21 protein-coding genes and 1 pseudogene are annotated in these 25,437 nt (G+C 72.4%); 2 read left to right on the forward strand and 20 right to left on the reverse strand.

Annotated elements, in window-relative coordinates:
- Window positions 1-113: pseudogene (locus E0504_RS54310) on the reverse strand (helix-turn-helix domain-containing protein); the annotation flags it as partial.
- Window positions 110-532, reverse strand: a complete 423-nt coding sequence (tnpA, locus tag E0504_RS23185) for an IS200/IS605 family transposase (protein WP_131625888.1) — start codon at window positions 530-532, stop codon at window positions 110-112. The pseudogene E0504_RS54310 and the gene tnpA, both read right to left, overlap by 4 nt.
- 89 nt (window positions 533-621) lie before the next feature.
- On the opposite strand from tnpA, the gene E0504_RS52210 reads away from it, so the two are divergent.
- A complete protein-coding gene (locus E0504_RS52210) occupies window positions 622-978 on the forward strand; it encodes a hypothetical protein (RefSeq protein ID WP_235013802.1) in 357 nt (118 codons plus the stop codon).
- Complete coding sequence (locus E0504_RS23190) at window positions 905-1,513, forward strand: hypothetical protein (protein WP_243657597.1); 609 nt, start codon at window positions 905-907, stop codon at window positions 1,511-1,513. The genes E0504_RS52210 and E0504_RS23190 overlap by 74 nt, the downstream gene beginning before the upstream one ends.
- Here E0504_RS23190 and E0504_RS23195 read toward each other — a convergent pair.
- The 18 genes from E0504_RS23195 to thyX all read right to left on the reverse strand — a co-directional run bounded on the left by E0504_RS23195 (window position 1,470) and on the right by thyX (window position 25,393).
- On the reverse strand, window positions 1,470-2,042 hold the full coding sequence (locus E0504_RS23195; RefSeq protein ID WP_020458841.1) for an RNA polymerase sigma factor: 573 nt from the start codon (window positions 2,040-2,042) through the stop codon (window positions 1,470-1,472). The genes E0504_RS23190 and E0504_RS23195 overlap by 44 nt on opposite strands.
- 410 nt (window positions 2,043-2,452) lie before the next feature.
- Complete coding sequence (locus tag E0504_RS23200) at window positions 2,453-3,184, reverse strand: hypothetical protein (RefSeq protein WP_165938595.1); 732 nt, start codon at window positions 3,182-3,184, stop codon at window positions 2,453-2,455.
- Window positions 3,185-3,510: 326 nt separating this feature from the next.
- Window positions 3,511-4,434: a PspA/IM30 family protein gene (locus E0504_RS23205; RefSeq protein WP_071066392.1), complete on the reverse strand. Its 924-nt coding sequence runs from the start codon at window positions 4,432-4,434 to the stop codon at window positions 3,511-3,513.
- A gap of 252 nt (window positions 4,435-4,686) precedes the next feature.
- Window positions 4,687-5,154 (reverse strand): Dps family protein, encoded by a 468-nt coding sequence (locus E0504_RS23210; protein WP_020458838.1) that lies wholly within the window; start codon window positions 5,152-5,154, stop codon window positions 4,687-4,689.
- 131 nt (window positions 5,155-5,285) lie between these two features.
- Window positions 5,286-5,606 carry a helix-turn-helix domain-containing protein gene (locus E0504_RS23215; protein WP_018504616.1) on the reverse strand — a complete coding sequence of 107 codons (321 nt, stop codon included), beginning with the start codon at window positions 5,604-5,606 and terminating at the stop codon, window positions 5,286-5,288.
- A gap of 171 nt (window positions 5,607-5,777) precedes the next feature.
- The gene (locus E0504_RS23220; RefSeq protein WP_112105499.1) at window positions 5,778-7,094 is read right to left on the reverse strand and encodes a competence/damage-inducible protein A; all 1,317 of its coding nucleotides are present in this window, start codon (window positions 7,092-7,094) and stop codon (window positions 5,778-5,780) included.
- The gene (locus E0504_RS23225) at window positions 7,084-7,797 is read right to left on the reverse strand and encodes a CDP-alcohol phosphatidyltransferase family protein (protein WP_112105500.1); all 714 of its coding nucleotides are present in this window, start codon (window positions 7,795-7,797) and stop codon (window positions 7,084-7,086) included. Before E0504_RS23225 ends, E0504_RS23220 begins: the two co-directional genes overlap by 11 nt.
- On the reverse strand, window positions 7,794-9,566 hold the full coding sequence (locus E0504_RS23230) for a MiaB/RimO family radical SAM methylthiotransferase (protein WP_112105501.1): 1,773 nt from the start codon (window positions 9,564-9,566) through the stop codon (window positions 7,794-7,796). Before E0504_RS23230 ends, E0504_RS23225 begins: the two co-directional genes overlap by 4 nt.
- Window positions 9,567-9,661: 95 nt before the next feature.
- The gene (locus E0504_RS23235; protein WP_373693927.1) at window positions 9,662-10,594 is read right to left on the reverse strand and encodes a helix-turn-helix domain-containing protein; all 933 of its coding nucleotides are present in this window, start codon (window positions 10,592-10,594) and stop codon (window positions 9,662-9,664) included.
- 265 nt (window positions 10,595-10,859) lie between these two features.
- Window positions 10,860-13,658, reverse strand: coding sequence for a DNA translocase FtsK (locus E0504_RS23240; protein WP_235014217.1), 2,799 nt, complete (start codon window positions 13,656-13,658; stop codon window positions 10,860-10,862).
- Window positions 13,659-13,799: 141 nt separating this feature from the next.
- The gene (locus E0504_RS23245) at window positions 13,800-14,933 is read right to left on the reverse strand and encodes a hypothetical protein (protein ID WP_112107266.1); all 1,134 of its coding nucleotides are present in this window, start codon (window positions 14,931-14,933) and stop codon (window positions 13,800-13,802) included.
- 14 nt (window positions 14,934-14,947) lie between these two features.
- Window positions 14,948-15,331 (reverse strand): PadR family transcriptional regulator, encoded by a 384-nt coding sequence (locus E0504_RS23250; protein ID WP_373693928.1) that lies wholly within the window; start codon window positions 15,329-15,331, stop codon window positions 14,948-14,950.
- Between the two features lie 119 nt (window positions 15,332-15,450).
- Window positions 15,451-17,136 (reverse strand): ribonuclease J, encoded by a 1,686-nt coding sequence (locus tag E0504_RS23255; protein WP_112107269.1) that lies wholly within the window; start codon window positions 17,134-17,136, stop codon window positions 15,451-15,453.
- On the reverse strand, window positions 17,133-18,119 hold the full coding sequence (gene dapA, locus E0504_RS23260; RefSeq protein ID WP_112107271.1) for a 4-hydroxy-tetrahydrodipicolinate synthase: 987 nt from the start codon (window positions 18,117-18,119) through the stop codon (window positions 17,133-17,135). Before dapA ends, E0504_RS23255 begins: the two co-directional genes overlap by 4 nt.
- 415 nt (window positions 18,120-18,534) lie before the next feature.
- Window positions 18,535-20,334 carry a hypothetical protein gene (locus E0504_RS23270; protein WP_207974587.1) on the reverse strand — a complete coding sequence of 600 codons (1,800 nt, stop codon included), beginning with the start codon at window positions 20,332-20,334 and terminating at the stop codon, window positions 18,535-18,537.
- Between the two features lie 211 nt (window positions 20,335-20,545).
- Window positions 20,546-21,691, reverse strand: coding sequence for an acetate/propionate family kinase (locus tag E0504_RS23280; RefSeq protein WP_112107275.1), 1,146 nt, complete (start codon window positions 21,689-21,691; stop codon window positions 20,546-20,548).
- A 161-nt stretch (window positions 21,692-21,852) separates the two neighbouring features.
- Window positions 21,853-24,261 carry a phosphoketolase gene (locus E0504_RS23285; RefSeq protein ID WP_071066382.1) on the reverse strand — a complete coding sequence of 803 codons (2,409 nt, stop codon included), beginning with the start codon at window positions 24,259-24,261 and terminating at the stop codon, window positions 21,853-21,855.
- 397 nt (window positions 24,262-24,658) lie between these two features.
- Complete coding sequence (gene thyX, locus E0504_RS23290) at window positions 24,659-25,393, reverse strand: FAD-dependent thymidylate synthase (protein ID WP_071066395.1); 735 nt, start codon at window positions 25,391-25,393, stop codon at window positions 24,659-24,661.
- Window positions 25,394-25,437 lie beyond the last annotated feature (44 nt).

The following is a 25,437-nucleotide window of genomic DNA, read 5'->3' on the forward strand; positions in this document are numbered from 1 at the left end:
CGTCGTTCCTGCAACGCGGCGTTGTAGAGCGCCCGATGATCATCGAGCATCGCCGTCAGCGCGGCGGCCTACCGCGCCGTCGGGCGGAGCAGGAACTTGAACGCCCGCCTCACCGGGCCCGCTCCACACGCCACGGCCACTCGTACCGGGTGTCAACGTACCGGCGGACAGTCTCAGCGGACACCACGCCGACGGTGGCGGCGAAGTACGACCGCGACCACATGGCCGGCAACCGGGAACACAGATGCCCGAACTCCACGCGCAGCACCCGGGACGTCAACCCCTTGAGCTGGTTGGCGACAGACGACGGGGAGTGCTTCGGGTGAAGCTTGACGAACAGGTGCACATGGTCGGGCATGACCTCCCACGCAACGACCATCCACTCATGCCCGGCGCACTTCCGCCGGACCAGCTCCGCACAGCGGTCACCGACGGGACCAGCGAGCACAGGGCGGCGGAACTTCGGGCACCACACCCTGCGATACCCAAGGTCGTAGACACCACCCGCGCCCACCATCACCCCCCGAACCATGATCCGAACATACCAGCGATGCACACATACGGTTACGATCCGTGCCCAACTCCCCTGACGTCTGAAGGCGCCAGCCCCCTCGGGAAATCTTGACGGAGGGATCGTGGCACCTCTACCGGCCCGGCTCGCGCTGGTCCGGGGGGCCGGCCTGGCAGGTCCGGGTGGTGCTGGTCACCGCGGAGCAGGTGGCCGTCGGCTACCGGCTGCCGGTCGTCGAGATCCTGCCGACCGCGCAGGAGAACCGGGTCGTCGGGCACCTGGGCCCGGACGTCCTCGGCGACGGCTGGGACCTCGACCGCGCCGTCGCCAACCTGCACCCGGGAGATCGGCTCAGCGCTGCTCGACCAACGGCTGCTGGCCGGTCTGGGCAACATCTGGCGGACGGAGGCGTGCTTCCTCGCCGGAGTGAGCCCGTGGACCCCGGCCGGCGAGGTGAACGATCTTGAAGGACTGGTCCGCCGCGCCCAGGCGATGATCAGGGCCGGGGCACGGGGCGGGCACCAGGTGACTACCGGGTCCGCCCGCCCGGGCGAACAGCATTGGGTGTATGGGCGCGCAGGCAGGCCCTGTCGGCGCTGCGGCACGCTCGTCCGCCGTCAGGAGCAGCGGACGGTCACCCAGAGTTCGCCCGGGCGCGGATCGCCGGCGCGCGCCGCCGGGCCCCGTGATCAGGGGTCCCACAGCCGTGCCCGGCGTGACCACGACCGGCGCGTGGGCGGCCGGCGTGACGGTGGCCGGCTCGCACGCGACGTCGGCGGGTCCGTCGACATCGAGGTTCAGAACGGTGCAGTTCCGGACGATGCAGTTCCGGACGGTGCGGTCCAGGACGGTGCGGTCCAGGACGGTCGGGTCACCGCGTGGTGCCCGACCTGCCAGCCCGGCCCCGTCCCGGGGGCCGCGGCCGGCCGGTGGGACGTCGGCCCCCGCCGCCGGGACGTCACACCCGGCTGGCCGCCAGCAGGCGGGCACGACCCCGGGTGAACGCGCCTTCGGCGGCCTTCACGCTGATGGACAGGTCGTCGGCGGCCTGTCGCGTGGTCCGGCCGGCGGCGCGGGCCATCATGATCTGCCGCTCGCGGCCGCGCAGGCGACGGGTCTGGTCGAGCAACCAGAGCGCCTCCGCACGGTCGCAGGTCGAGTCCTCGGGGCCGGGGTCACTGGGCGCCGCGACGCTGCGGGCCATCGCACGGTCCGCGCGCATCCGCGCACGGTGATGATCAACGCACAGCCGGAGCACGGTTGTGGTCAGGAACTGACCGACTCGGTGGCTGTCGAGGTTACGGAACCCCGCCGCGCGCACGAGTGCCTCCTGCGCGCAGTCCTCCGCGTCGGCGGTGCTGGGCAGCCGCCTGCGCGCAATGTGCACCAGTCGTTCGCGGTGCGGCAGGACGAGCGACCACCGGTCACCGCTGAACGGTTGGTCGACGGCAGCGAGAGGTGCCGCCTGAGGTGCCTGCCGGGCCGGCTGCGAGGTCGGGGACTCGTTCTCTTCCCCAATAATTAGCGTCATGGCACTTCCACCTGCCTGGCTGCGTCATGCCATCCGGACGTCCGGGACCGCCGGTCTGGCTATCGCACGGCGGCGATGAAAACGTGGACGACGCTCCCCTCGTCACCCGACGCCACAATCGCCGATCGGACATGTGGGACATTAAGGCAATCGCAGCGTGCGCGCCATAACCCCCGTCACATATTCAAACCCATCTCCCACCCCAAGGTGCTAACCCGGGTGTACACCGGGTCGAATGGGAAGGTAAATCTGCATAGTCACTGTGCACTTAAGCGGATGACCTTTATCTGACCCGGTCGGCGGAAAGTCGCTGCGGGGCAGGCACAACGGCCGGTCGGCACCCGGCCGAATAGCATGCCGACCCCGCCCGGACGTTAACCCGATGTGACACCTAAGAAGATCGTGCCGGTTCAGGTCGGGCGGCCTCGCCCGGTGGTTCCCATCAGTTCGGATAGCCCATCGGCGTAGGCGCGCAGCCGCTCGACGTCCTCGGTGAGCCGGTGCAGCTCGGCCGCGGGCGCCGCGACGGTCCCGACGATCTCGGTCGCGGCGGCCAGCAGGCCGTCCAGCGCGTCGGCGGCGCGGTTCATGCCGTCGAGCAGCTGGGCCGAGGTGGCCAGGATGTTCGCGCGCCGCACAGGATCCGCCACTGCCCGCGCCGCGGACTCGCAGGCCAGGACCTGCCCGGCACTCACCCGCAGGCCGTCCACCAGCCGAACGGCGCCCGCCACCGCCGTGCGCACCGGGGCCGCGGGCGGGCGGTCCTCCACCGACCGGGCGAGCGCGACGAGCGCGGCCAGCCCCGCCTCCCCCCGGCGCAGCGGACGCGCGGCCGCCGAGCGGCGCAGCGCCACCGCCCCCGGCGCGGGGACGGCCGGCATGGGAAGCGCGTCGTCCCTGTCGCGGAATGCCCGCAGCTCCCGATAGGACAGGCCTGCCCGGACGAGCGCCGCTCCCCCGAAGACGAACCATCCCCATGCGTGGTCGATGAAGGCCGCCGCAGGTGACGCGGCGGCGGCGGCCGTCCAGGCCTGCGTGGAAAAGGTGGCGCGTCGCCGCGCGCGCCGGGTGGCGCGCCCGAAACGGCGCTCCGACCTTTCCAGCGACCGGCGTTCGACGTCAGCCCTGATCCAGTCGGGCAACGCCGGTGTGACCGCCGCGGCGAGTTCCGTGGCGCGGATCCGATAACCCTCGAGCGCGGCCCTGTCGACCGAATCAGCGAAGTGAAAAGAATTTCTTCCTTTACGCTGCCAATGCGACTGGTTCCCGCGCACACTTTGACCGGAATCACCGTTCGTAACCGGAGTCCCGGGAAATACGGATGGTTCCGGGCCGGCCTGCCAGCCCGTCGGCACGGCCGAACCCGGCGGCACACCGCCTGAGGGGTCCACGGCGGTGGGGTCGGCGCCCGCGTCGGTCATCGACAGCCTCCCGCAGTCACCACGGCCCAACGGTCATCATCACCGGCTCAGGCCGGCGGAGCCTCCTGGGTACCGGACGCGGGCGGTGTGCCGCCGCCCTGCGACGGCGCGGAGTCGCCCGCTGCCTTACCCAACGACAGACGCTCGTCGCCGGTGCCACCCGGCACCCGGCCGGCGGAGATGCCCGGTGTGGGCGGCATGGGCGGCATCGCGGGCCGGCCCGTCTGCCCGGGCGCGCCGGCCCCGTGGCCGCCGGCCATGCTTCCCCGCAGCTCGGCGAGGCGCCCGGCGGCCTGCGCGTCCATGGTCGCGCGCCGCACCTCGAGCATCCTGGCCTCCATGCCCTGCGAGGCGAGCTCCTGGCGGCCGAGCGCCACGGCGTAGCGCTTCTCGACCTTGTCCCGCACCTCCGCCAGCGTCGGCGTGTCACCGGCCGGGGGCAGCGATGACATCCCCTCCATCGCCTTGCTCATCTGCTCGTGCATGGCGGCGTGCTCGATCTGGGTGAGCAGGCGGGTCCGCTCGGCGAGCTGGCGGTGCATGCGGGCGGTGTTGTCCTCGACCGCCACGCGGGCCTGCGCGGCCGACGCCGCGGCCTGCTCGTGGAGGACCTTCAGATCCTCCAGCGCCGTCTCGGAGGCGATCAGCTTGCTGGCGAACGCCTGCGCGGTCTGCTCGTACTGGACCGCTGTGGCCAGATCGCCCGCGGCGCGGGCATTGTCCGCGAGCATCAGGGCGGAGCGGGCCGACTCGGTGAGGTTGGTGACCTCCTCGACCTGGCGGGCCATCTTCATCTCGATCTCACGCTGGTTCCCCACGACGAGCGCGGCCTGCGAGACGAGCTTCTCGTGCTGTTGGCGTGCCGCCTCGATGGCCTGGTCGATCTGGACCCGCGGATCCGCGCGGTTCTCCAGTTCGATCTCAGCCCGCTTTGACAGGTAGCGGAGGGCCTTGCGGACGACATTCGCCATACCTCGATCGTCCCACGGCGAGACCGATCTGGTGAGCCGCCAACGGCCTCGTTCCGCGCCCGGGCCGTGCCGAGAGCTGTCCGATTCCCGACGCTGCACCCGATTCGCCCCGACTCCAGCCGGATGACCCGATCACCGCCGCCGGAACCACCCGGGACGGCCCGGGACGGCCCGCTGCCCCGGCCCGCGCGGCGGCACACCGAGGCGACAGTCCGGAGCATGGCCGGGCCGGGTCGAGGCGGGCCGGGGTACCTAGACCATCGCCTGGAACATCCAGTGCTGTTCCTCGAGGTCGCGGACCACATCGATGAACAGGTCCTGGGTCACCGGATCCGGCTGGGCGGTGAGGTCCATCCGGGTGCGCATCCTGGTGATCATCCCGGCGAGGACGTCCGTGATCAGCCGGATCGCCTTCTCGTCACCGATGTAGCCGGGCTCGACGCCGTGCAGGTGACTGCTGCGGGCCACGGTGCTGGCCTGGCCGTCGGGGTTCACCCCGATCGCCGCGGCGCGTTCGGCACACATGTCGGTGTAGCGCCGGGCCAGGTCGACCACGGCGTCGAGCTGGCGGTGCACCGTGCGGAAGTTGCGGCCGATCACGTTCCAGTGGAGCTGCTTGCCCAACAGCGACAGATCGACCAGGTCGACGACGGCGCCCTGGAGAGCCTCGCCGGTGACCGTGCGCGCCTCGTCTGACAGCGGACTGCGGATGGCGCTCATGATGATCCTCTCTCTGGAGCTCGGGCACGTCCGCGAAAGGCGTGCCCGCAGAGAAGATCCGTACGCCGGTCAGGCTCAGCCCGCGTGGCAGAACCGGCCGACCTCAGGCGACCGAACTCAGGCGACCCGGCTCAGGCGGCGCGGTCGACCACCGCCGGGCGGGCCGGCACGACCACGGCGGACGGGCCACCGACCGGTGTCGGCGCGCTCGCTGCCAGCTCGGCGAGCTCCAGGTCGTCACTGACCTCGCGAAGAAGGTCCGCCAGCCGTACTCCCAACGCGTCACAGATGGACGCGAGCAGTTCCGAGCTCGCCTCCTTCTGGCCGCGTTCGACCTCCGAGAGGTAGCCGAGCGACACTCTCGCCGCCGACGACACCTCCCGCAGTGTCCGGTGCTGATCCTGTCGGCGGCGGCGCAACGCCTCGCCGATCACGCGTCGGAGCAGGACCATCGAGCCTCCTCCTTCGTCCACGGGCTGCGTTCACCGTATACCCGCCGGGCGCCCCTCCGGGGCATCGTTGATAGGACTGTAACGCTGTAAGCACCCCCAAACGGGGATCGGCGCCACCACCCGGCCGATCGGTCGCCGTCCGCCCCACCATCGGGCGGCCGGCGGCGGAGGTCAGTGCGCCCGGGCCTGCTCCGGCAGCCTCGAGCCGCTGGCGCCCGGGCGGCCCTCCAGGGCACGGCGCAGCACGTCCAGGGCCTGCACGACGGCGAACTCGCGGACCCGCGGCCGGTCACCGGGCAACCGCAGCGAGCGGGACGTCGAACCGTCCGGACCGGCCAGCCCCACGTGCAGGGTGCCGACCGGCTTGCCCTCCTGCTCCTCCGGGCCGGCGACGCCGGTGGTGGCGAGCCCGTAGGTGGCTCCGAGCAGGTCACGGGCCCCGGCCGCCATCGCCTCGGCCGTCGCGGACGAGACCGCACCCTCGGTCGCGAGGACGTCCCGGTCGACGTTGAGCACGCTCCCCTTCACCTCGGTGGCGTACGAGACGACCCCGCCGCGGAACACGGAGCTGGCGCCGGGGACGTCCGTCAGCCGGCCCGCCAGCAGCCCGCCGGTGAGCGACTCCGCGACGGCGAGCGTCGCTCCCTCGGCCCGCAGCAGCTCCAGTACGACGCCCTCCAGCGACTCGTCGTCCCCGCCGTAGACGCCGGCGCCGAGCGCCGCGCGTGCCGCCTGCTCGACCGGGGCGATCAGCGTCTCCGCGGCCGCCCGGTCGGCGGCCCGGGCGGTGATCCGCACCCGGGTCTGGCCGCCGCTGGCGAGGAACGCGATGCGCGGGTTCCCGATCGGCTCGAGCCGCGCGACCTCGTCCGCGAGCGCCTCGGCGACCATCGACTCCCACATGCCCGCCGTGCGCAGCACCCGGTGCACGACCACCGCGGGCTGACCGGCCCGGCGCAGGATGTCCGGCAGCACGCTGCGGGTGAACATGTCGTGCATCTCGAACGGGACGCCGGGCATGGCGTAGACGACACCGGAGCCGATCTCCATGCGGACGCCGGGCGCGGTGCCCGGGCCGTTGGGCAGGGGCTGCGCGCCGACGGGCAGGTCGGCCTGCCGGAAGTTCATCTCCGGGACCCCACGGCCCCCCGTGCCCGAACGCGATCGCCCCAGTTCCTCGAAGCGGCGGCGCAGGATGGCCTCCTCGGCCTCGTCCCGGCGCAGGCCCACGCCGGCGGCCAGGGCGATCCCCTCGCGGGTCAGGTCGTCCTGGGTCGGGCCGAGCCCGCCCGTCATGATCACGGCGTCGGCGCGTCCCAGCGCGACACCGATAGCGGTCGCGATGTCCGAGATCAGGTCACCGACCACGGTGGACGTCGCCACCTCGACCCCGACGTCGGCGAGCTGGCGTCCCAGCCAGGCCGCGTTGCCGTTAACGATGTCCCCGTAGAGGAGCTCGTCCCCCACCGCCAGCAGCTCAGCGCGCATCGATCTCTCCTCTTCCGGGTCTTCCGGGCCCGGTCACGGCCCCCTGGTCCTCACCCACAGCCGGCTCGCCCAGGTTTGGCACGTCGGGAGTCGGCACGTCGGGAGCGCCGCCCGGCCGGGCCGCCGCGGTGGCCCGGCGGCGCAGCGCCAGCGCCCGGTAGACGTAGTCCGCCCCGGTCACCGCGGCGACGACGACACCGCAGGCGAGGATCACCGCCCGTCCCGTGGCCGCCACGCCCTCCAGCGGCAGGACGTAGAGCCCGAGCGAGATGTTGAGGAGCAGCGTCTTCGCCTTACCACCCCGGCTGGCCGCGATCACCCCGTACCGGATGACCCACAGCCGCAGCAGCGTCACGCCGATCTCGCGGACGGCGACCACGATGGTGACCACCCAGGGCAGTTCACCGAGGATCGACAGCGAGACCAGCGCGGCACCGGTAAGCGCCTTGTCCGCGATGGGATCCACCAGAATCCCGAAGTCGGTGACGAGGCCGCGGCGGCGGGCGATCGAGCCGTCGATCTGGTCGGTGATCGCGGCGACGGCGTAGGCGCCGAACGCCGTGTAGCGCCAGCCGTCGGTGTCCGGGCCGGCGAACAGGAAGGCCACAAAGACCGGCACCAGGGCCAGCCGGATGATCGTCAGGATGTTCGCGATGTTGAGGACCGGCGGCTTCGGCGCCACCAGGTCGCCGGTGCCGGTCACGCCACGCCCGAAGGGTGGCCCACCGCGTCCATCGGGCCGACCCCGTCCGGGATCGGCGGCAGCACGGAACCCGCCCCGGCCGACCCAGCGCTGGCCAGCCCGGCGCCGGCGCGGTCGAGCACGCCGGTGAACTCCGCGATCAGGTCGACGCCCTCGGCCGCCACGACCCGGGCCGCGACGAGGTCCCCGACGGACACGCCGCCCGGTGGCCCGCCCGCGGGCAGGCGGACCGTGCAGGAGCCGTCGGCGTCGGCCTGCTGGTGCCCGGCGCAGCCGTACCCGAGACCGCCGGCCACCTCCTCGACGAGCACCTCGACGGTCGTGCCGATGCGGCGCTCGGCGCGGCCTGCGGTGAGCTGCTCGACGAGGTCGGTGACCTCGGCCCGCCGGCTCTCGATCTCCTCGGGGTCGACGTGGCCCGCCATCCCGGCGGCCTCCGTCCCCTCTTCGTCGGAGTAGCCGAACACCCCGACGGCGTCGAGGTCGGCGTGCTCGAGAAAATTCACCAGGATGTCGACGTCCTCGTCGGTCTCACCGGGGAAGCCGACGATCACGTTCGAGCGGGCGCCCAGGTCGGGGAGCAGCGCGCGGGCCCGCCGCAGCAGGTCCAGGAAGTCGGTCGAGCCGCCGAACCGGCGCATCCGCCGCAGCACCGCCGGGCTGGCGTGCTGGAACGACAGGTCAAGGTAGGGCGCCAGGCCCGGCGTCGTCAGCAGCACCTCGAGCAGGGACGGCCGCAGCTCGGCCGGCTGGAGATACACGGTGCGGACACGAACAATCCCCGGAACGGCGGCCAGCCGGGGCAGCAGCTTCTCGAGCGCCCGCAGATCGCCGAGATCCTTGCCGTAGGACGTCGAGTTCTCGCTGACCAGGACAAGCTCGCGGGCGCCCTGCCCGGCCAGCCACTCGGCCTCGGCCAGCACCTCCTCCGGCCGGCGGGACACGTGCGAGCCGCGGAAGGACGGGATGGCGCAAAACGCGCAACGGCGGTCGCAACCGCTCGACAGCTTCAGCGGCACGACCGGGCTGGAGGTGAGCCGCCGCCGGCCGGTACCGGCCGCGCCCTCCCCCGCCGGCTCCGCCCGGCCGGCCACGTCCGCCAGGTCCGCCAGGTCCGTTGCCGGGCGGCTGTTCGCCGCCGGTCGGCCGTCCGGCGACGGAAGGACACGTCCACCACCGGGGAGCTGGATGTGACCGGGGATGTGCGGCGAGTGCGCCGCGCGGGAGGCGTCGCCCCGCTCCACCGGAGAGATCGGCAGCAGCGTGCGCCGGTCACGCGGGGTGTGCGAGGCCGGCGCCGAGCCGGCGAGCACCGCGTCGAGGTGCGCCGAGATCCGCGGATATGCGTCGAAGCCGAGGACGGCGTCCGCCTCGGGCAGCGTGTCGGCGAGCTCCCGGCCGTACCGCTCGGCCATGCAGCCCACGGCCACGACCGCGCGCGGCCCGCCCGACGCGGTCGCCTGCCCGGTGGTCGCGCCGCCGCCCGGCCCGTCATCGCCGGACTCACCGTCACCCGGCCCGTTGTCACCCGGCCCGTTGTCACCGGGCCCGCGCAGTGCGTCGGCGGCGAGCAGGGCGTCGATCGAGTCCTTCTTAGCCGCCTCGACGAAACCGCAGGTGTTGACCAGGACGGCGTCCGCGTCGGCGGCGTCGTCGACCAGGTCCCAGCCGTCGGCGGCGAGGCGGGCGGCGAGCTCCTCCGAATCCACCTCGTTACGGGAACACCCGAGCGTGACGAGAGCTACCCGGCGTGCAGGACGAGGAGACACGGACTCAGGCTACCGGGGCGCCCGCGGACAACGCGCCGACGGCCCCGGCCCGGCGTGGCCGACCCGAGCCCCGGGCCAGCCCGCCAAGCCCGACGTCAGCCGGTCGGCGGGGCCGTCATCGCCAGGCCGCCGGCCGCGAGGCCGCCCGTGCCCGGCCCGTCGACCGTGCAGCCGCCGCCGGTCGCGGCGAGCGCCAGTCGGATCGTCACGACCTCGCCCGGCCCGCCAGCCCGGTCCAGGCTCGTGCCGTTGCAGGAGAGGTCGACGGCGCCCGCGTTGCCCATCTTGATCTCCAGGGCGCCCTCGGAGGACACCTCACGGCTGTCGCCCCGCTGCAGGAGCTGCGCGAACAGCACCTTGTCGCTGTCGTCGCGGACCTCCAGCCAGCTCTGCGCGTCGCGGGCCTCCACCCGCACGTTCACCCCGGGGGGCGGCGGGGTGGTGGGCGCCGGGGCCGGGCCGGGGGGTGCCGTGGCGGCCGGGGCGCTCGGCGGCGCGCTCGGCCGGGGCGTGGCCGAGTCGTCCGAGTCGCCCCCGCCCGAGGGCAGCAGCAGCGCGACGAGCGCCAGCGCGCACACCACCACCAGCGAGATGATCATTGCCGGTGCCCAGCGGAAGCCGCCAAGGCCGCGGTTGCGCCCCGCGCCACCGTGCAGCGGGTCGAACTCCGGCGAGGCGACCACGACCGGGGACGGCACGTGCTCGTGCCCGGCGTCGTACACCGCCAGCAGGGGGCCGGGCTCGAGCCCGAGCGTCGTCGCGATGCTGCGCAGGTGCCCGCGCGCGTAGACGGAGCCGCCGCAGCCGGAGAAGTCGTCCTGCTCGATCCGCTCGATCAGCGAGGCGCGGATTCTCGTCCGGTCGCTCACGTCGTCGATCGTCAGGCCCGCGGCCCGGCGCGCCGCCGCGATGACCGAGCCCAGGGATTCCTGAGCCGCCCCACCCGGAGCCGACTTGTCCGGAGGCACCGGTTGCTGGGGCGCCGGGATCTGGACCGCGGGGCCCGGGGCCGCCGGCTTCGCGGTCACCGGTTCGAGAACCTCCGACCCGGGACTCGACGGCGCGGTGCCCGCCGACCCGGGACTCGACGGCGCGGTGCCCGCCGACCCGGGACTCGACGGCGCGGTGCCCGCCGACCCGGGACTCGCCGACCCGGGGGTCGCCGGTTCGTCCGCTGACTGCATGAACGAACCTCCGCACCCGTTATGCCACTGGCGCCGCTGGCGTGCGCCAGCCGATATTACGGTCGCCGGCCGACCTCCGACAGCTGGCAACGGACCTATCCTGACTTTCTTATCCGCTGCGGAGTGTCGTGAGAAGTCCTTCCAGCTCGTCGGGCATCACGAGTACGTCGCGGGCCTTGGAGCCCTCGCTGGGCCCGACTATCCCGCGGCTTTCCATCAGGTCCATCAGGCGGCCGGCCTTCGCGAACCCGACCCGCAACTTGCGCTGCAGCATGGACGTCGACCCGAACTGGGTGCTCACCACCAGCTCGACGGCCTGGAGGAACAGCGCCATGTCGTCGCCGATCTCCTCGTCGATGTCCTTGCGCGCCTCGCCGCCGCCCTCGAAGACGTCGACCACGAAGGTGGGCTGCGCCTGCTCCTTGGTGTGGTCGACAATCGCGGAGATCTCGTCCTCGGAGACGAACGCGCCCTGGATGCGGGCCGGCTTGCTCGCCCCCATCGGCAGGAACAGCGCGTCCCCGAGGCCGACGAGCTTCTCGGCGCCGGCCTGGTCCAGGATCGTCCGGCTGTCGGCCAGCGACGCCGTGGCGAAGGCCAGCCGGGACGGCACGTTCGCCTTGATCAGACCGGTGACGACGTCCACGGAGGGCCGCTGTGTCGCCAGCACCAGGTGGATCCCCACCGCCCGGGCCATGGCCGTGATCCGGCAGATCGCGTCCTCGACGTCGCGCGGGGCCACCATCATGAGGTCCGCCAGCTCGTCGACGATGGCAAGAATGTACGGATACGGGGTGTAGACCCGTTCCGAACCGGGCGGCGCGACGATCTCGCCCGCCCGCACCTTCCGGTTGAAGTCGTCGACATGGCGAACACCGCAGGCCGCGAGGTCCTCGTAGCGGTTCTCCATCTCCTTCACCACCCACTGCAGCGCGTCCGCCGCCTTCTTGGGATTGGTGATGATCGGCGTGATGAGATGGGGAATGCCCTGGTAGCTCGTCAGCTCGACCCGTTTCGGGTCGACGAGGACCATCCGGACCTGGTCCGGGGTGGCACGGGCCAGCACGCTGGTGATGAGCGTGTTGATGCAGGTCGACTTACCCGCCCCAGTGGCGCCCGCGATGAGGATGTGCGGCATCTTCGCCAGGTTCGCCAGGACGTAGCCGCCCTCGATGTCCTTGCCGAGGGCCACGACCAGCGGGTGCGGGTTCCCGGTCGCCTCACCGCTGCGCAGGACGTCGCCCAGGGACACCAGCTCGCGGTCGGTGTTCGGGATCTCGATGCCCACCGCGCTCTTGCCCGGGATCGGGCTGATGATCCGCACGTCGGGGCTCTTGACCGCGTAGGCGATGTTCTTCCCGAGCTGGGTGATGCGCTCGACCTTCACCGCCGAGCCCAGCTCCACCTCGTACCGGGTCACCGTCGGGCCACGGGTGAACCCGGTGACCTTGGCATCCACCTTGAACTGCGTGAAGACGTCCGTCAGGGAGGCGATGACACCGTCGGTGGCCGCCGAGCGCACCTTCGGCGGGGTGCCGGAGCGCAGCAGCGTCGGCGACGGCAGCCGGTAGGCACCGTCCGTCGGCGGGACGAGGTACTCGATGTCATCCGGGCCGGGCGGCTGGGCCGGGGACGGGACGGACCCCGCGGCCGCGTCGCCCGCGGCGGCGCCCGCCCGGCCACGCGCCCGCCGCGAACCGGCGCCCGCGCCGCCCGCGCCGACGACCGGGGCGACGCCGTCCGCCTCCTCCTCGCCATCGGTCAGCCCGGCGACGTCGGCGAACAGATCCGAGGGATCCATGGCCTCGGCGTCCGGCACCGCGGCCCGGCGGGACCGGCCCGGCCGGGAACGCCCGGCGCCGGCCGGCTCGTCCTGCGCGCCTGCCGGACCGGCGCCCGCCAGCTCGGCGTCGAGGTCGAAGACGCCCTCGGCGGACCGGGAGCCTCCGGCGCGACCGCGTCCGCGCCGGCCCCGCGGCGGCGCCTCGTCCTCGAGCAGTTCGTCGATGACACCGTTGGCGGCATCACCGTCGGCGTCGAGATCGTCGTACTCGTCGTCAAACTCGTCGTAGGAATCGCCGGGCGCCCGGATCGGGACGGTGAGCCGGTCGGCGAGCTCACGCAGCTTCTCCGGCACCTGGCGGACCGGCGTCGCCGTCACCACCAGCAGCCCGAAGAAGGCGATGAGCAGCAGCAGCGGGACGGCCACGTAGGGGGTCACGGCGCTGGCCAGCGGCGCGCTCCCGAGCAGCCCGAGCATGCCGCCGCCGTCACGCAGCCTGCCTGTGCCGTCGGCGAAGTCCGGCAGGCCACGGCCGATGTGCAGCACGCCGAGGATCCCGACGGCGACCGCGGCCCAGCCGATCACGACCCGGCCACGGCTGTCCGGATCGGACGGCGAGCGCACCAGCCGCCAGGAGGCACCAAGGCAGAACAGCGGGACCGCCAGCGCGCCGACGCCGACGAACAGTTCCACCCCCGCGGCGACGAAGGCGCCGATCGGGCCCCCGGCCCCGCCCCACAACGCGGCACCGAGCAGAATCGCGGCGCCGAACGCCGCCAGGCCGAGCCCGTCCCGCCGGTGCCCGGAGTCGATGCGCAGATCCCGCGTCCCGCGGCCGAAACGGCGCAGCAGACCACCGAGCATGCCGGCGGCGGCCATCCAGCCGTGGTAGACAGCTTTGATCACCGCCTGGGCGATCAGCAGCTGGACGGGCGCCCGCGGCGCGGTCGTCCGCCGGCGGGTGCTCGCCCCACGGGCGGCACCGCCTCGGGTGGGCGACCCGGCGCGGCCCTTGGCCGGAGCCCGGCCGGTACCGCCGGAGCCGCCCGAGCCGCCGGATCGCGCCGTGGCCGTCCGCGGCTTGGGTTGCGCCTGCGTGCGCGCGTTGGACGTGCGTGTGGCCACGCGGAGAAGGTACCCGGGAAGTGACGCGAGTCGCTGCAACCCAGACTATCCGGGCGCGCCACATCTGTGGCCCCGGGCATCCTCCCCGCCCGGTCGGGCCATCCACCCGCCTCGGCTGAGCGCTGAGCTGACGAGAAGCCGTCAGATCAGTGTCGGCGGTACGCCAGCCGGGCCCGCGGGGCCCTTGGTCGACAGGATCCGCTGGGCCCGCCACGCGTCGACCAGCCCCGCGGACAGCAGAACGGCCAGTGTCAGAGCGATCTGGGTGACCCGCTGGTAGAAGCTCCAGTGGTCGACCCACGCCCTGAGCACCGGGAGCACGCAGAGGACTACGCCGCAGGCGAAGACCGCGGCCACCCAGCCCGGCCGCCGAACACCCGCGATCACGCCCAGCAGGCCGCCCGCGAGCAGCCCCTGCGGCACCGTCTCGGCGAGCGATCCGTAGAAGGAGCTGCTCCAGTAGCCCGTCGAGGACAGTCGCACCGTGCTGAGGAAGCCACCGCCGGGCGCCGTCCAGAATCCGAACTGGTAGCCGAAGGCGCCGAGGAGCGCGGCCCAGCCGAGGACGGCGCCCGTCGCCGCCACCAGGCCCCGGGGGCCCGCGCCCCGGCGACCGGGCGCGCGGGTGACCGCGGCCCCCGCCAGTGCCGGGACGGCCAGCACCGCCAGCACCAGAAGCAGCGACAGCGGTGGGCGCAGCAGGTCGGTGTGACGGCCGAGCGCGAGCACCGCCCCGGTGGCGGGATACGTCACCACGAGGGCCACCAGCATGATCCGTCGCCGGCCGGCGACGGCGGCGGCGAGCGCGACCAGCCAGGGCACGAAGACCAGCGGGCCGGTGGTGAGGAAGGGCCCGAGCCCCCGGTCCGTCCATGGGTGCGCGACGGTGGGCCAGGCCGCCAGGCGCTGATCCACGGCCGGCTGCCGCTCGGCCATCACCAGGCAGACCGCGCTGAGCCCCGCGCCGATGGCCAGTGCCAGCGCCGCGGTCGCGCCGCGTACGCCGGCCGGCAGAACGCCGACGCCGACAGCGCACCTGGTCGCCAGGCCGTGCACGACGAGGTCAACCGCCTCCGCCCTGCTCGGCCGGGTACGCCCGGCCGCCTCGGCGCCGTCGAGCAGCGTGCCGAGGAGCTCCTCGCCGCGGGCCTCCCGCCAGCGGCGCGGGTAGCAGAGCAGCAACCGGCGGTAGGCGGTCTCCGGACTGGACGGTTCGGCACCGGGCGGTTCGGCGTCGCCCTGGTGCGACCGCGGGTCAGGTTTCTCCACGCTCATCGTCCGCCGCGCCCTCAGCCGATCGCCGGCACGCTCGGGGGCGCCAGCCTGGTCACCCGTGCGAACGCCGTCGCCGGGCCCGTGGCGTGCCGGACGCGCAGGCGCAGCCTGCGGTCAGCCTCGGCGACGTTGGCCCGCAGCCGCTCGGTCTGCTCCGTGAGCACTCCCGCCCCGTCATCGGTCAGCGAGTAGTACCGCCGCAGCCGCCCGTTGACGACCTCCTCTCGCTCGACCCGCACGAGGCCCTCGCCGGCGAGGCGGTCCAGCGCGCCGTAGAGCGTGCCCGGCCTCATGGTCACCCGACCGCCCGAGATGTCCGTGACCTCGCGGATCACCGCGTACCCGTGGCGCGGACCGTCAGCCAGCGCGGCGAGCACCAGGAACGTCGGTTCCCGCATGTCCTCCATAGCCATACGCGCGAAGATATACCGTCGCACGGTATATATCGACCAATTGACCATCAGGACAAAGAACCGGCCCTGGACCATGGGGCTGGTCCAGGGCCGGGAGGACCTGCTCAGACCTCCAGGACGACCGGGAGGATCATCGGGCGGCGGCGGTAGCGGTCGTTGACCCAACGGCCCACCGTGCGCCGGACGAGCTGCTGCAGCGCGTTGGTGTCGGTCATGCCGGAGCGCATCGCGTCGGCGAGGGCGTCCGCGAGCTTGCCGCGGACCTCCTCGAACGCGGCCCGGGAGTCGGAGAACCCACGGGCGGAGAGATCCGGGCCGACGACGACCTTGCCGGCGGCGGCGTCCACCACGACCGTGATCGTGATGAAGCCCTCCTCGCCGAGAATCCGCCGGTCCTTCAGGCTCGACTCCCCGACGTCGCCGACGGCGAGCCCGTCGACGAAGACCATCCCGCAGGGCACCGCCCCGGTGATCTCCGCCTGGCCGTCGATGAGGTCGATGACCATGCCGTCCTCGGCGATGATGACCCGGTCCGGTGGGACGCCGGTGGCCTCCGCGAGCGCGCCGTGCGCACGTAGGTGCCGCCACTCACCGTGGACGGGCATCATGTTCGACGGCTTGGTCGCGTTGAGCACGTAGAGCAGCTCACCGGCCGGGGCGTGCCCGGAGGTGTGGACCATCGCCACGCCCTTGTGTACGACCCGGGCGCCCCACCTGGTCAGGCCGTTGATCACCCGGAACACGGCTGTCTCGTTGCCCGGGATCAGGCTGGAGGCCAGGACGACCGTGTCGCCCTCCTGGATCCGGATCGCGTGGTCCCGGTTGGCCATCCGGGACAGCGCGGACAACGGCTCGCCCTGCGACCCGGTCGAGACCAGGCAGATGTTGCGGTCGGGAAGCGAGTCGACGTCCCGGCTGTCGATCACCAGACCGGGCGGCACGCGCAGCAGGCCGAGATCACGGGCGACACCCATGTTGCGGACCATCGACCGGCCGATGAAGCAGACCGACCGGCCGTGCGACTCGGCGGCGTCGAGCACCTGCTGCACGCGGTGGACGTGGCTGGCGAAACACGCGACGACGATGCGCCTGTCCGCCTCGCGGAAGACCTTGTCGAGCACGGGGGCGATCGCGCGCTCCGAGGCGACGAAGCCGGGGACCTCGGCGTTGGTCGAGTCCGAGAGCAGCAGGTCGACGCCCTCGCGGCCGAGCCGGGCGAAGCCGCCCAGGTCGGTGAGCCGCCCGTCCAGCGGGAGCTGGTCCATCTTGAAGTCGCCGGTGTGCAGCACCAGGCCCGCGTCGGTGCGGATCGCGACCGCGACCGCGTCCGGGATGGAGTGGTTGACGGCGAGGAACTCGAGGTCGAAGGGACCGAACGAGTGCCTCTCCTCCTCGCGGATCTGCAGGGTCACCGGCTGGATGCGGTGTTCGGCGAGCTTGGCCACCATGAGCGCGAGCGTCAGCCGGGTGCCGACCAGGGGGATGTCACGCCGTTCGCGCAGCAGGTACGGGACGGCGCCGATGTGGTCCTCGTGCGCGTGCGTGAGGATGACCGCCTCGATGTCCTGCAGGCGGTCCCGGATTGCGGTGAAGTCCGGCAGGATGAGGTCGACGCCGGGCTGGTCGGTCTCGGGGAAGAGCACCCCGCAGTCGACGATGAGCAGCCGCCCGGCATGCTCGAACACGGTCATGTTGCGACCGATCTCACCGAGGCCGCCGAGCGGGATGATCCTCAGGCCGTCGGCACGCAGCGGCGGTGGGGGGCCCAGCTCCGGGTGCGGATGCATCATGAAGCCGCCGTCCCCGGGACGACCGCGGCGGCGCCCGGCCCCGCGGGCCCGGGCGGGGGCCCGGGATCGAGCACGGCCGAGGCCAGGTCGGCACGCAGCTGGGCTCGCTCGGCCTCCGTCGCGTCGACGAGCGGGGAGCGGACCGGCCCCGCGGGCAGGCCGGCCATGGCCAGCGCCGCCTTCGCCGTGATCACACCCTGAGTGCGGAAGATTCCCTGATATGCGGGCAGCAAGCCCTTGTGGAGCGCGATCGCCCGACCCACCTCACCGGCCCCGAAGGCCTCGATCATCGCCCGAATGGCGGGGCTGGCCACGTGACCGACGACACTGACCACACCGCACGCACCGACGGACAGAAGCGGAAGATTGAGCACGTCCGTGCCCGAGTAGTAGGCGAGGCCGGTGTTGGCCAGTACCCACGAAGACGCGGAGAGATCGTCCTTGGCGTCCTTGACCGCGACGATACGCGAGTGTTCGGCCAGCTTCAGGAGAGTCTCGGTCGCGACCGGTACACCGGACCTGCCGGGAATATCGTAGATCATCACAGGCAGGGATGTCGCGTCGGCGACTGCCCGGAAGTGCGCGAGCAGCCCGGCCTGCGGCGGCTTGTTGTAATACGGCGCGACCACGAGCAGGCCGTCGGCGCCCGCCTTCTCGGCCGCCTCGGCCAGCTCGACGGTGTGCCGGGTGTCGTTCGTGCCGACGCCGGCGATCACCTGGGCGCGGCTGCCGACCGCGTCACGGACGGCGCGCACCAGGATGTCCTTCTCGGCATCCGAGGTCGTGGGCGACTCGCCCGTGGTGCCGTTGATGACCAGCGCGTCATTACCGGCGTCGACGAGATGCCCCGCGAGTGCCGCGGCGCCGGGGACGTCCAGCCCGCCGTCCGCGGTGAACGGCGTGATCATCGCCGTGATCATCCGCCCGAACGGGGCCGGGGGCAATGCTGACATACCTGCCACGCTAGCGGGCACCTCCGACATCTCCTCCGACAGTCGCCAAGCGGCGCCAGTCGGCGGCCCCCCCACCGCGGGCGGGCGGCACCGACCGGACGGTCACGCCGGGTCGGCCGCCGCACCGGCGGGCCGGGGCAGGAACCAGGAACTACTTCTGAGCGGCTTTCATGACCCGGATGCCACCCTCGCCGCGCCCGGGGAGGCGGCGGGAGGATGGCTCGTAGACCCTCGACGGGCACCGGCGACCATGTTTCGGTCGAGCCGCATCCACAGCTCACGACGACCGAGACGGACGAACGACAGCGGGCCGCCCACGCGAGCCGCGCCACAGGCGGCCGCGCCACCCGTGACGCCCGCGCCGTAGTTCTTCGGCATACCCACCGCCCCGTCTCGCACGACAGTGTGTTCAGGGTACCGCCACAGCCGGTGCGGCGGTCGCCGTTCACCGGCGCGGACCAGCTCCTCCCACCTGCCACGTGCCCGGCTGGTCCGTCGCGGCCACCAATGCGGACAAGCTCACCGAACGCCCCGGTGGCACGGCCGGGGCCAGCGTCCCTAGCTGGGACGACACTCCCGGAACCGACATGATCGACCCGCCCGGGTCCGCCGGCGGGGTGTGCCAGCCCAGGGCACGCAGCCCCGAAAGCACGGCCAGCGCCACCAGCAGCGCGAGCAGTGCCTGCTTGGCCGGGCCGAGCACCCAGGCCGCGAGGCTCGACCGCTCCCTGGTCAGCAGCAGGGTCGCGGCGAACGACGACGGCACCGCGACGACCGCGACCGCGTCGGCTCCGAGCTCGAACGGCAACGCCGACAAGGCCACGGTGAGACACATCAGGACCAGGATCGCCAGCGTGACGCGGGCGACGTCCGGCGAGACACTGAGGCCCACCACCAGCTTCGCCCGCGCCGCCCGGCGCGCATCGGTGGTGTAGAACGCGTACACCTCACGGTTCTGGTGGACGTCCTCGACGTAGGTCCGGGCGATCCGGCGGTGCTCCAGGTCGACCGTGATCGGCGTGCTCAGCTCGATACTGGTGTCGTCGGTGCCCACGCTCACGTGGTAGCTGCCCGGGCCGCCCGGGTCGATGTCGACGAGGGCCACCGGCGCCAGCCACCGCTGCCGCAGAGTGAGTGACTCATCACGGACAGGGCAACGCCGAGCCAGCACCGTCCGCCGCTCCTCGGACATCTTGATCAGGCAGGGGCGGTACGGGTCCAGGGTGACGGCGGCGAGCGCCTCCCAGCGCCGCCCGTACTCCGCCACCGTGCTCAGCACCGGCACCGCGGCCGGGCCCGCCAGGCTCAGCTCGTCGATCCAGGCGGTGAACTCCCGCAGGTAGTAACCGATGTGCGCGACCTCCAGCGGTGTGGGGACGTCCGGATCACGCCAGAGCTCGCCGGCGGCGAGCAGCATCGTGTCCGCACTGCTCAGCGGGTCGAAGGGCTCCGCCAGCGCCGAGCGCAGCAGAAGCTGGGCCGGCTCGAGCAGCGCCTGCCACGACCGCAGTGTCACATCCGGCACCGACAGATCCGCCTCGCGCGCAAGATAGGTCGCGACGGCCTCGAGCGAGAGCGGACGTCCCTTGCGGGGCACCAGCCCAGGCAGGTTGCCGGACAGCCGCCCCGGGCGGAACCTGGAGATCGCGTCCACGACGCGGCGCGCCGGGCCGGGCAGTGGGCAGCCGATGGCGTCGGCGAGCAGCGCGATCAGGTTGCCCTGGATCGCGACGGACGTCCCGTACGGCATCAGGTGGGCGTCGGAGCCACTCGGACCGGCGAGATTGAATCCGACCAGGGCACGCTTGGGCAACGTGGAGATCGGCAGCAGCAGGCAGACTTCGGGCGGCAGCCGGCCGACGGTGTCGAGCCGCCCGGTACCCGGAACAATGCTGTTCAGCAGCCCGTCGAGCGGGCCCCAGTTCACCGAGCGGGTAAGCCGACAGCGGTTGGCACTGACGATCGTGAACTGGTCGACGACCCGCCGGCGCAGCCCCGCGTACTCGGCTGGGGGCGCGAGCAACATCGTGGTGACCTCGTCGACGTCGGTGAGGTCGAGCACCGGGGCGCTGTCGGCGTCATCCCGCCTGCTCCACCGGCGTAGCCGGCTGACGGCCCCCGAGCCGCCGGCACCGCCGGCTCCCCCGGCACCGCCTGAACCCCCTGAACCCCCTGAACCGCCTGAACCGCCTGAACCCCCTAAGCCACCGAATCCGCCGAAGCCGCCGCCGCCCGAGCCCGCCACTCAGCGGCCCCCGCCCCGGGAACCGGGAGAAACACTCCGGAATGTGCCGATCACACCACGAGACCGTAGCAGCCCACAGTTTCCAGCCAGCCACCGACGGACCCAGCCCAGAGCCCCAGCCAGAGCCCCAGGTGGAGAGGTTCGGACGGCAAACCCCGGGACCGGAGCCCTTGGGTGAAGGGCTTCGGGCGACCTATCCCGGGGTGGGGCCTCAGGTCAGGGAGGCCAGGAGTTCGCGGGCGGCGCGGGCGATCTCGATGTCCTCGCGCGCTTCGATGATCAGGGTGCGCACAGGTGCGTCCGGTGCGCTGATGTCGAGGTCGCCGCCGGTGTAGGAGAGGTTGCGCTCCTCGTCGACCGCGATCCCGAGGAAGGCGAGGCCGGTGGCGGCCCCGGAACGTACCGGGCCGGCGTGCTCCCCGACGCCGCCGGTGAAGACGAGTGCGTCCAGGCCGCCGAGCGATGCCGTCATCGCGGCTGTCTCGGCTCGCAGTCGATGCAGGTAGACGGCCATGCCGAGTGCCTCGGGGGTGCCCGCCCGGCGCGCGCCGGTCAGGATGGCCCGCATGTCCGCCGACCCGACCAGGCCGGTCATGCCGCTCTCGTGGAACAGCACGTCGGTGAGCTCCTGAGCGGTCATCCCCTGTTCGGTCTGCAGCCAGAGCAGGAGACCCGGGTCGACCGTGCCGGAGCGGGTGGCCATCACCAGGCCTTCCAGCGGGGTGAAGCCCATTGTGGTGTCGATGCTGACGCCGTCCCGCACGGCGGCCAACGACGCGCCCGAGCCCAGGTGAGCGGTGACCACCCGGCGCGCTCCTGTCAGCTCGGCCGCCCGCCGGGCGGCGTAGGCGTGCGACAGGCCGTGGAACCCGTAGCGGCGGACGCCGTACTGCTCTCGCCATCGGGCCGGGACCGGGTAGGTGATGGCCTCGAGCGGCATCCGGGAGTGGAAGGCGGTGTCGAAGCAGGCCACGCGTGGGACACCGGGGAGCGCCTCCGACACGTCGGCCAGCGCCGCCAGCGCGGCCGGCTGGTGCAGCGGCGCCAGGGAGACGAGTTCCCGCAGGCGCCGTTCGACCTGCTCGTCGACGAGCACCGGGTCGGTGAAGGTCGACCCGCCGTGCACGACGCGATGTCCGGTGACGGTGACCTCGCCGGCGTGCGCGAGGGCGTCGACGGCCTGTTCCAGCTCCGCCGGGTCGGGCCGCCCCGCCACGGCGCGCAGGTCGTGGGCGGCCAGCACCCGGTCGTCCGAGCCGAGCAGGCGCAGCTTCACGCTGGACGAGCCCGCGTTCACCACGAGCACGTTCACCGCCGCGACGGCGCCGGCCGGAACCCGCGTCGGGACGTCCGCCACGTCTATCGGTCCTTCCCGGCGGGGTGGGCGCGTGCCGCTCTCGGTCAGCATGCCCTCGGTCAGTGCGGTCGCGGCCAGCAAGGCCCCAGTCAGACGGTCGGGTCGGTCGGCCAGCAAGGCCTCCAGTCAGACGGTCGGCCAGCCGCCCGGTAAAGCCTCTGTCAGTAAGGCCACGTCCAGTCACGGATGCGCGGGTCGTCCTCGCCATGGTCGCGGGTGTAGGCGCGGGCGGCGAGACGGGCGTCGATCATTCGCTGCCTGACGTGCGCCGCGCGGGCGCCGAGGCTGGCGACCCGGTCGATCACGTCCACGACCAGGTGGAAGCGGTCGAGGTTGTTCATCATGACCATGTCGAAGGGCGTGGTCGTCGTGCCCTCCTCGATGTAGCCGCGGACGTGCAGGTTGCCGTGGTTCCGCCGCCGGTAGGTGAGGCGGTGGATCAGCCACGGGTAGCCGTGGTAGGCGAAGATGATCGGCCGGTCCTCGGTGAACAGCGCGTCGAAGCGCGCGTCGGACATGCCGTGCGGGTGCTCGGCCTCCGCCTGCAGGCACATCAGGTCGACGACGTTGACGACCCGCACCTTCAGCTCGGGGAAGTTCTGGCGCAGGATGTCGACCGCGGCCAGCGTCTCCAGGGTCGGGATGTCCCCGGCGCAGGCCATGACGACGTCGGGGGTGCCGTCGCCGTCCTCGGTGTGGTCGTTGCTCGCCCAGTCCCAGATACCCAGGCCGCGGGTGCAGTGCGCGATCGCGTCCGACATCGGCAGGTAGTTCAGTGCCGGCTGCTTGCCGGCGACGATGACGTTGATGTAATGCCGGCTGCGCAGGCAGTGGTCGGCCACCGAGAGCAGCGTGTTCGCGTCCGGTGGCAGGTAGACCCGGATGATCTCGGCCTTCTTGTTGACCACGTGGTCGATGAAGCCCGGGTCCTGGTGCGAGAAGCCGTTGTGGTCCTGGCGCCAGACATGGCTGGTGAGCAGGTAGTTCAGGGAGGCTATCGGTCGGCGCCAGGGAATGTGCCGGGTCGCCTTCAGCCATTTCGCGTGCTGGTTCACCATCGAGTCGACGATGTGGATGAACGCCTCATAGCACGAGAAGAAGCCGTGCCGGCCGGTGAGCAGGTAGCCCTCCAGCCAGCCCTGACACAGGTGCTCGGAGAGCACCTCCATCACCCGGCCGTCCGGGGCGAGGTCCTCGTCGGTCGGCACCGTCTCGGCGTTCCAGGCCCGGGACGTGGTCTCGAACAACGCCCCGAGGCGGTTCGACGCGGTCTCGTCCGGGCCCATCACGCGGAAGGTGTTCGGGTTCGAGCGCATGACGTCGCGCAGGAAGCCGCCGAGCACCCGCGTCGCCTCGTTGGAGCCCACTCCCGGCTGGGGAACGTCGACGGCGTAGTCGCGGAAGTCCGGCAACGTCAGGTCACGCAGCAGCTCACCGCCGTTGGCGTGCGGGTTGGCGCTCATCCGGCGGGTGCCGACGGGAGCCAGCGCCGCGAGCTCCGGGACCAGCCGCCCGTCGGCGTCGAACAACTCCCAGGGCCGGTAGCTGCGCAGCCACGACTCCAGCAGGGCGAGATGCTCGGGGTTGTTGTGCAGCTCGGCGATCGGCACCTGGTGCGAGCGCCAGTTCCCCTCGACCGGCCGGCCGTCGACCGTCGACGGACCCGTCCACCCCTTCGGCGTGCGCAGGACGATCATCGGCCACACCGGGCGGGACGAGTCGCCGCCGCGGCGGGCGCGGTCCTGAATGTCGAAGATCCGCGAGACGGCGGTGTCGAGCACCCGGGCGAACTGCTGGTGGACGTCGGCGGGGTCATCGCCGGTGACGTGCAGCGGCTCGTAGCCGTAGCCGCGCATCAGCGCGTCGAGCTCCGACTCGGGGATGCGGGCGAGGATCGTCGGCTGAGCGATCTTGTACCCGTTGAGGTGCAGGATCGGCAGCACCGCGCCGTCGCGCACCGGGTCGAGGAACTTGTTGGAGTGCCAGCTCGCCGCCAGCGGGCCGGTCTCCGCCTCGCCGTCACCGACGACGGCGGCGACCACCAGGCCCGGGTTGTCGAAGGCGGCGCCGTAGGCGTGGGTGAGCGCGTACCCCAGCTCACCGCCTTCATGAATGGAACCGGGCACCTCCGGCGCCACATGGCTGGGAATTCCCCCGGGGAACGAGAACTGCCGGAACAGCCGGCGCAGCCCCTCCCTGTCCTGGGTGACGGAGGGGTAGATCTCGCTGTACGTGCCCTCGAGGTAGGTGTTGGCCACGATTCCCGGCCCGCCGTGGCCAGGGCCGATCACGTAGATCGCGTCGAGGTCGTTGCGGCGGATGACGCGGTTCATGTGGGCGTAGATGAGGTTGAGCCCGGGCGTGGTACCCCAGTGCCCGAGCAGCCGTGGCTTGATGTGCTCGGCCCGCAGCGGCTCGGTGAGCAACGGATTGTCGAGCAGGTAGATCTGCCCCACCGCGAGGTAGTTGGCGGCGCGCCAATAGGCGTCGATCAGTCGCAGCTCCTCGGTGGACAGCGGCCCCGTGCTCTGCACACCGGACTCCGCGCCGATCTCGGCGACGTTGATCATGCCCGCCCTCTCTGCTGGTCCCGCCTCGGCGCCGTTGCCTCGTCTGTACCGTGCCTCGCATGTGTCGTTACCGCGTGGGTGCCGTTACCGGCGACCCCACCATCGTTCCCTCGACACCGGGCGGAACGCTGATCCGTTGTAAGGCTGGACCCGGTTAACTCCGCCCGGACAAAACCCGGGCGAACGTCGCGTGAACGCCGGGCCGGTGGTCCCTTGCGGGCGTCGACACGGCCCTGGCCTGACGGCCCTTTGGACGCGACGCGGTCAGGACGGCTTTCCCGACGGGCATCCCCGATCGGCATGGACGGACATGGGCGGCATGGTCCAGCGTGGACGGCGGGACGGGCTCCGGCGCGCCCGGAACGGGCCCGCCCGGCTTCGTCAGCCCCGGCCTGGGTCAGCCCTCGCCGACCAGCGGGCTGGAAGCCACCTCCGTGCCGTCGTCGAGGGTGGTCACCCGGAAGTCCGCGAAGACGTTCGGTGCCACATCCCGCAGGGCGCGCAGCGCGGCGATCGCCAGCCCGCGGATCTCGACGTCGGCGTGCTCGCTGGCCCGCATCCCGATGAAGTGCCGCCAGGCACGGTAGTTGCCGGTGACGACGATCCTGGTCTCGGTGGCGTTCATCAGCACCGAACGGGCCGCCTGACGAGCCTGCTTGCGGCGCGAGGTCGGCGCGGACACGTCCGCGAAACGCTTCTCGAGGCCCTCCAGCAGCCGCGCGTACGCGTCCATGGACGCGGCGGCCGCCTCGGTGAACAGGGAGTGCAGCTCGGGGTCGGTGGCGATCACCTCGGGCTCGACGACGGCCGCATCGTGCTCGGGGACGTAGCGCTGGGAGAGCTGGCTGTAGGAGAAGTGCCGGTGCCGGACGAGCTCGTGGGTCAGGCTCCGGGAGACACCGGTGATGTACAGCGAGACCGTTCCGTGCTCGAGCACCGACAGGTGGCCGACGTCGAGGATGTGCCGCAGGTAGCCGGCGTTCGTCGCCGTCGCCGGGTTCGGCTTGTTCCAGCTCTGGTAGCAGGCGCGACCGGCGAACTCCGCGAGTGCCTGGCCGCCCTCGGCGTCGGTGCTCCACGGGACGTCGTCCGGCGGGAGGAACTCCGTTCGGGCTATGACCTGGACCTTCATCCGGGCCGCCGCGGGGCCGGGGCTCGGCTCGTCGAGCTGCTCCG

The organism is Parafrankia sp. BMG5.11, assembly GCF_004337455.1.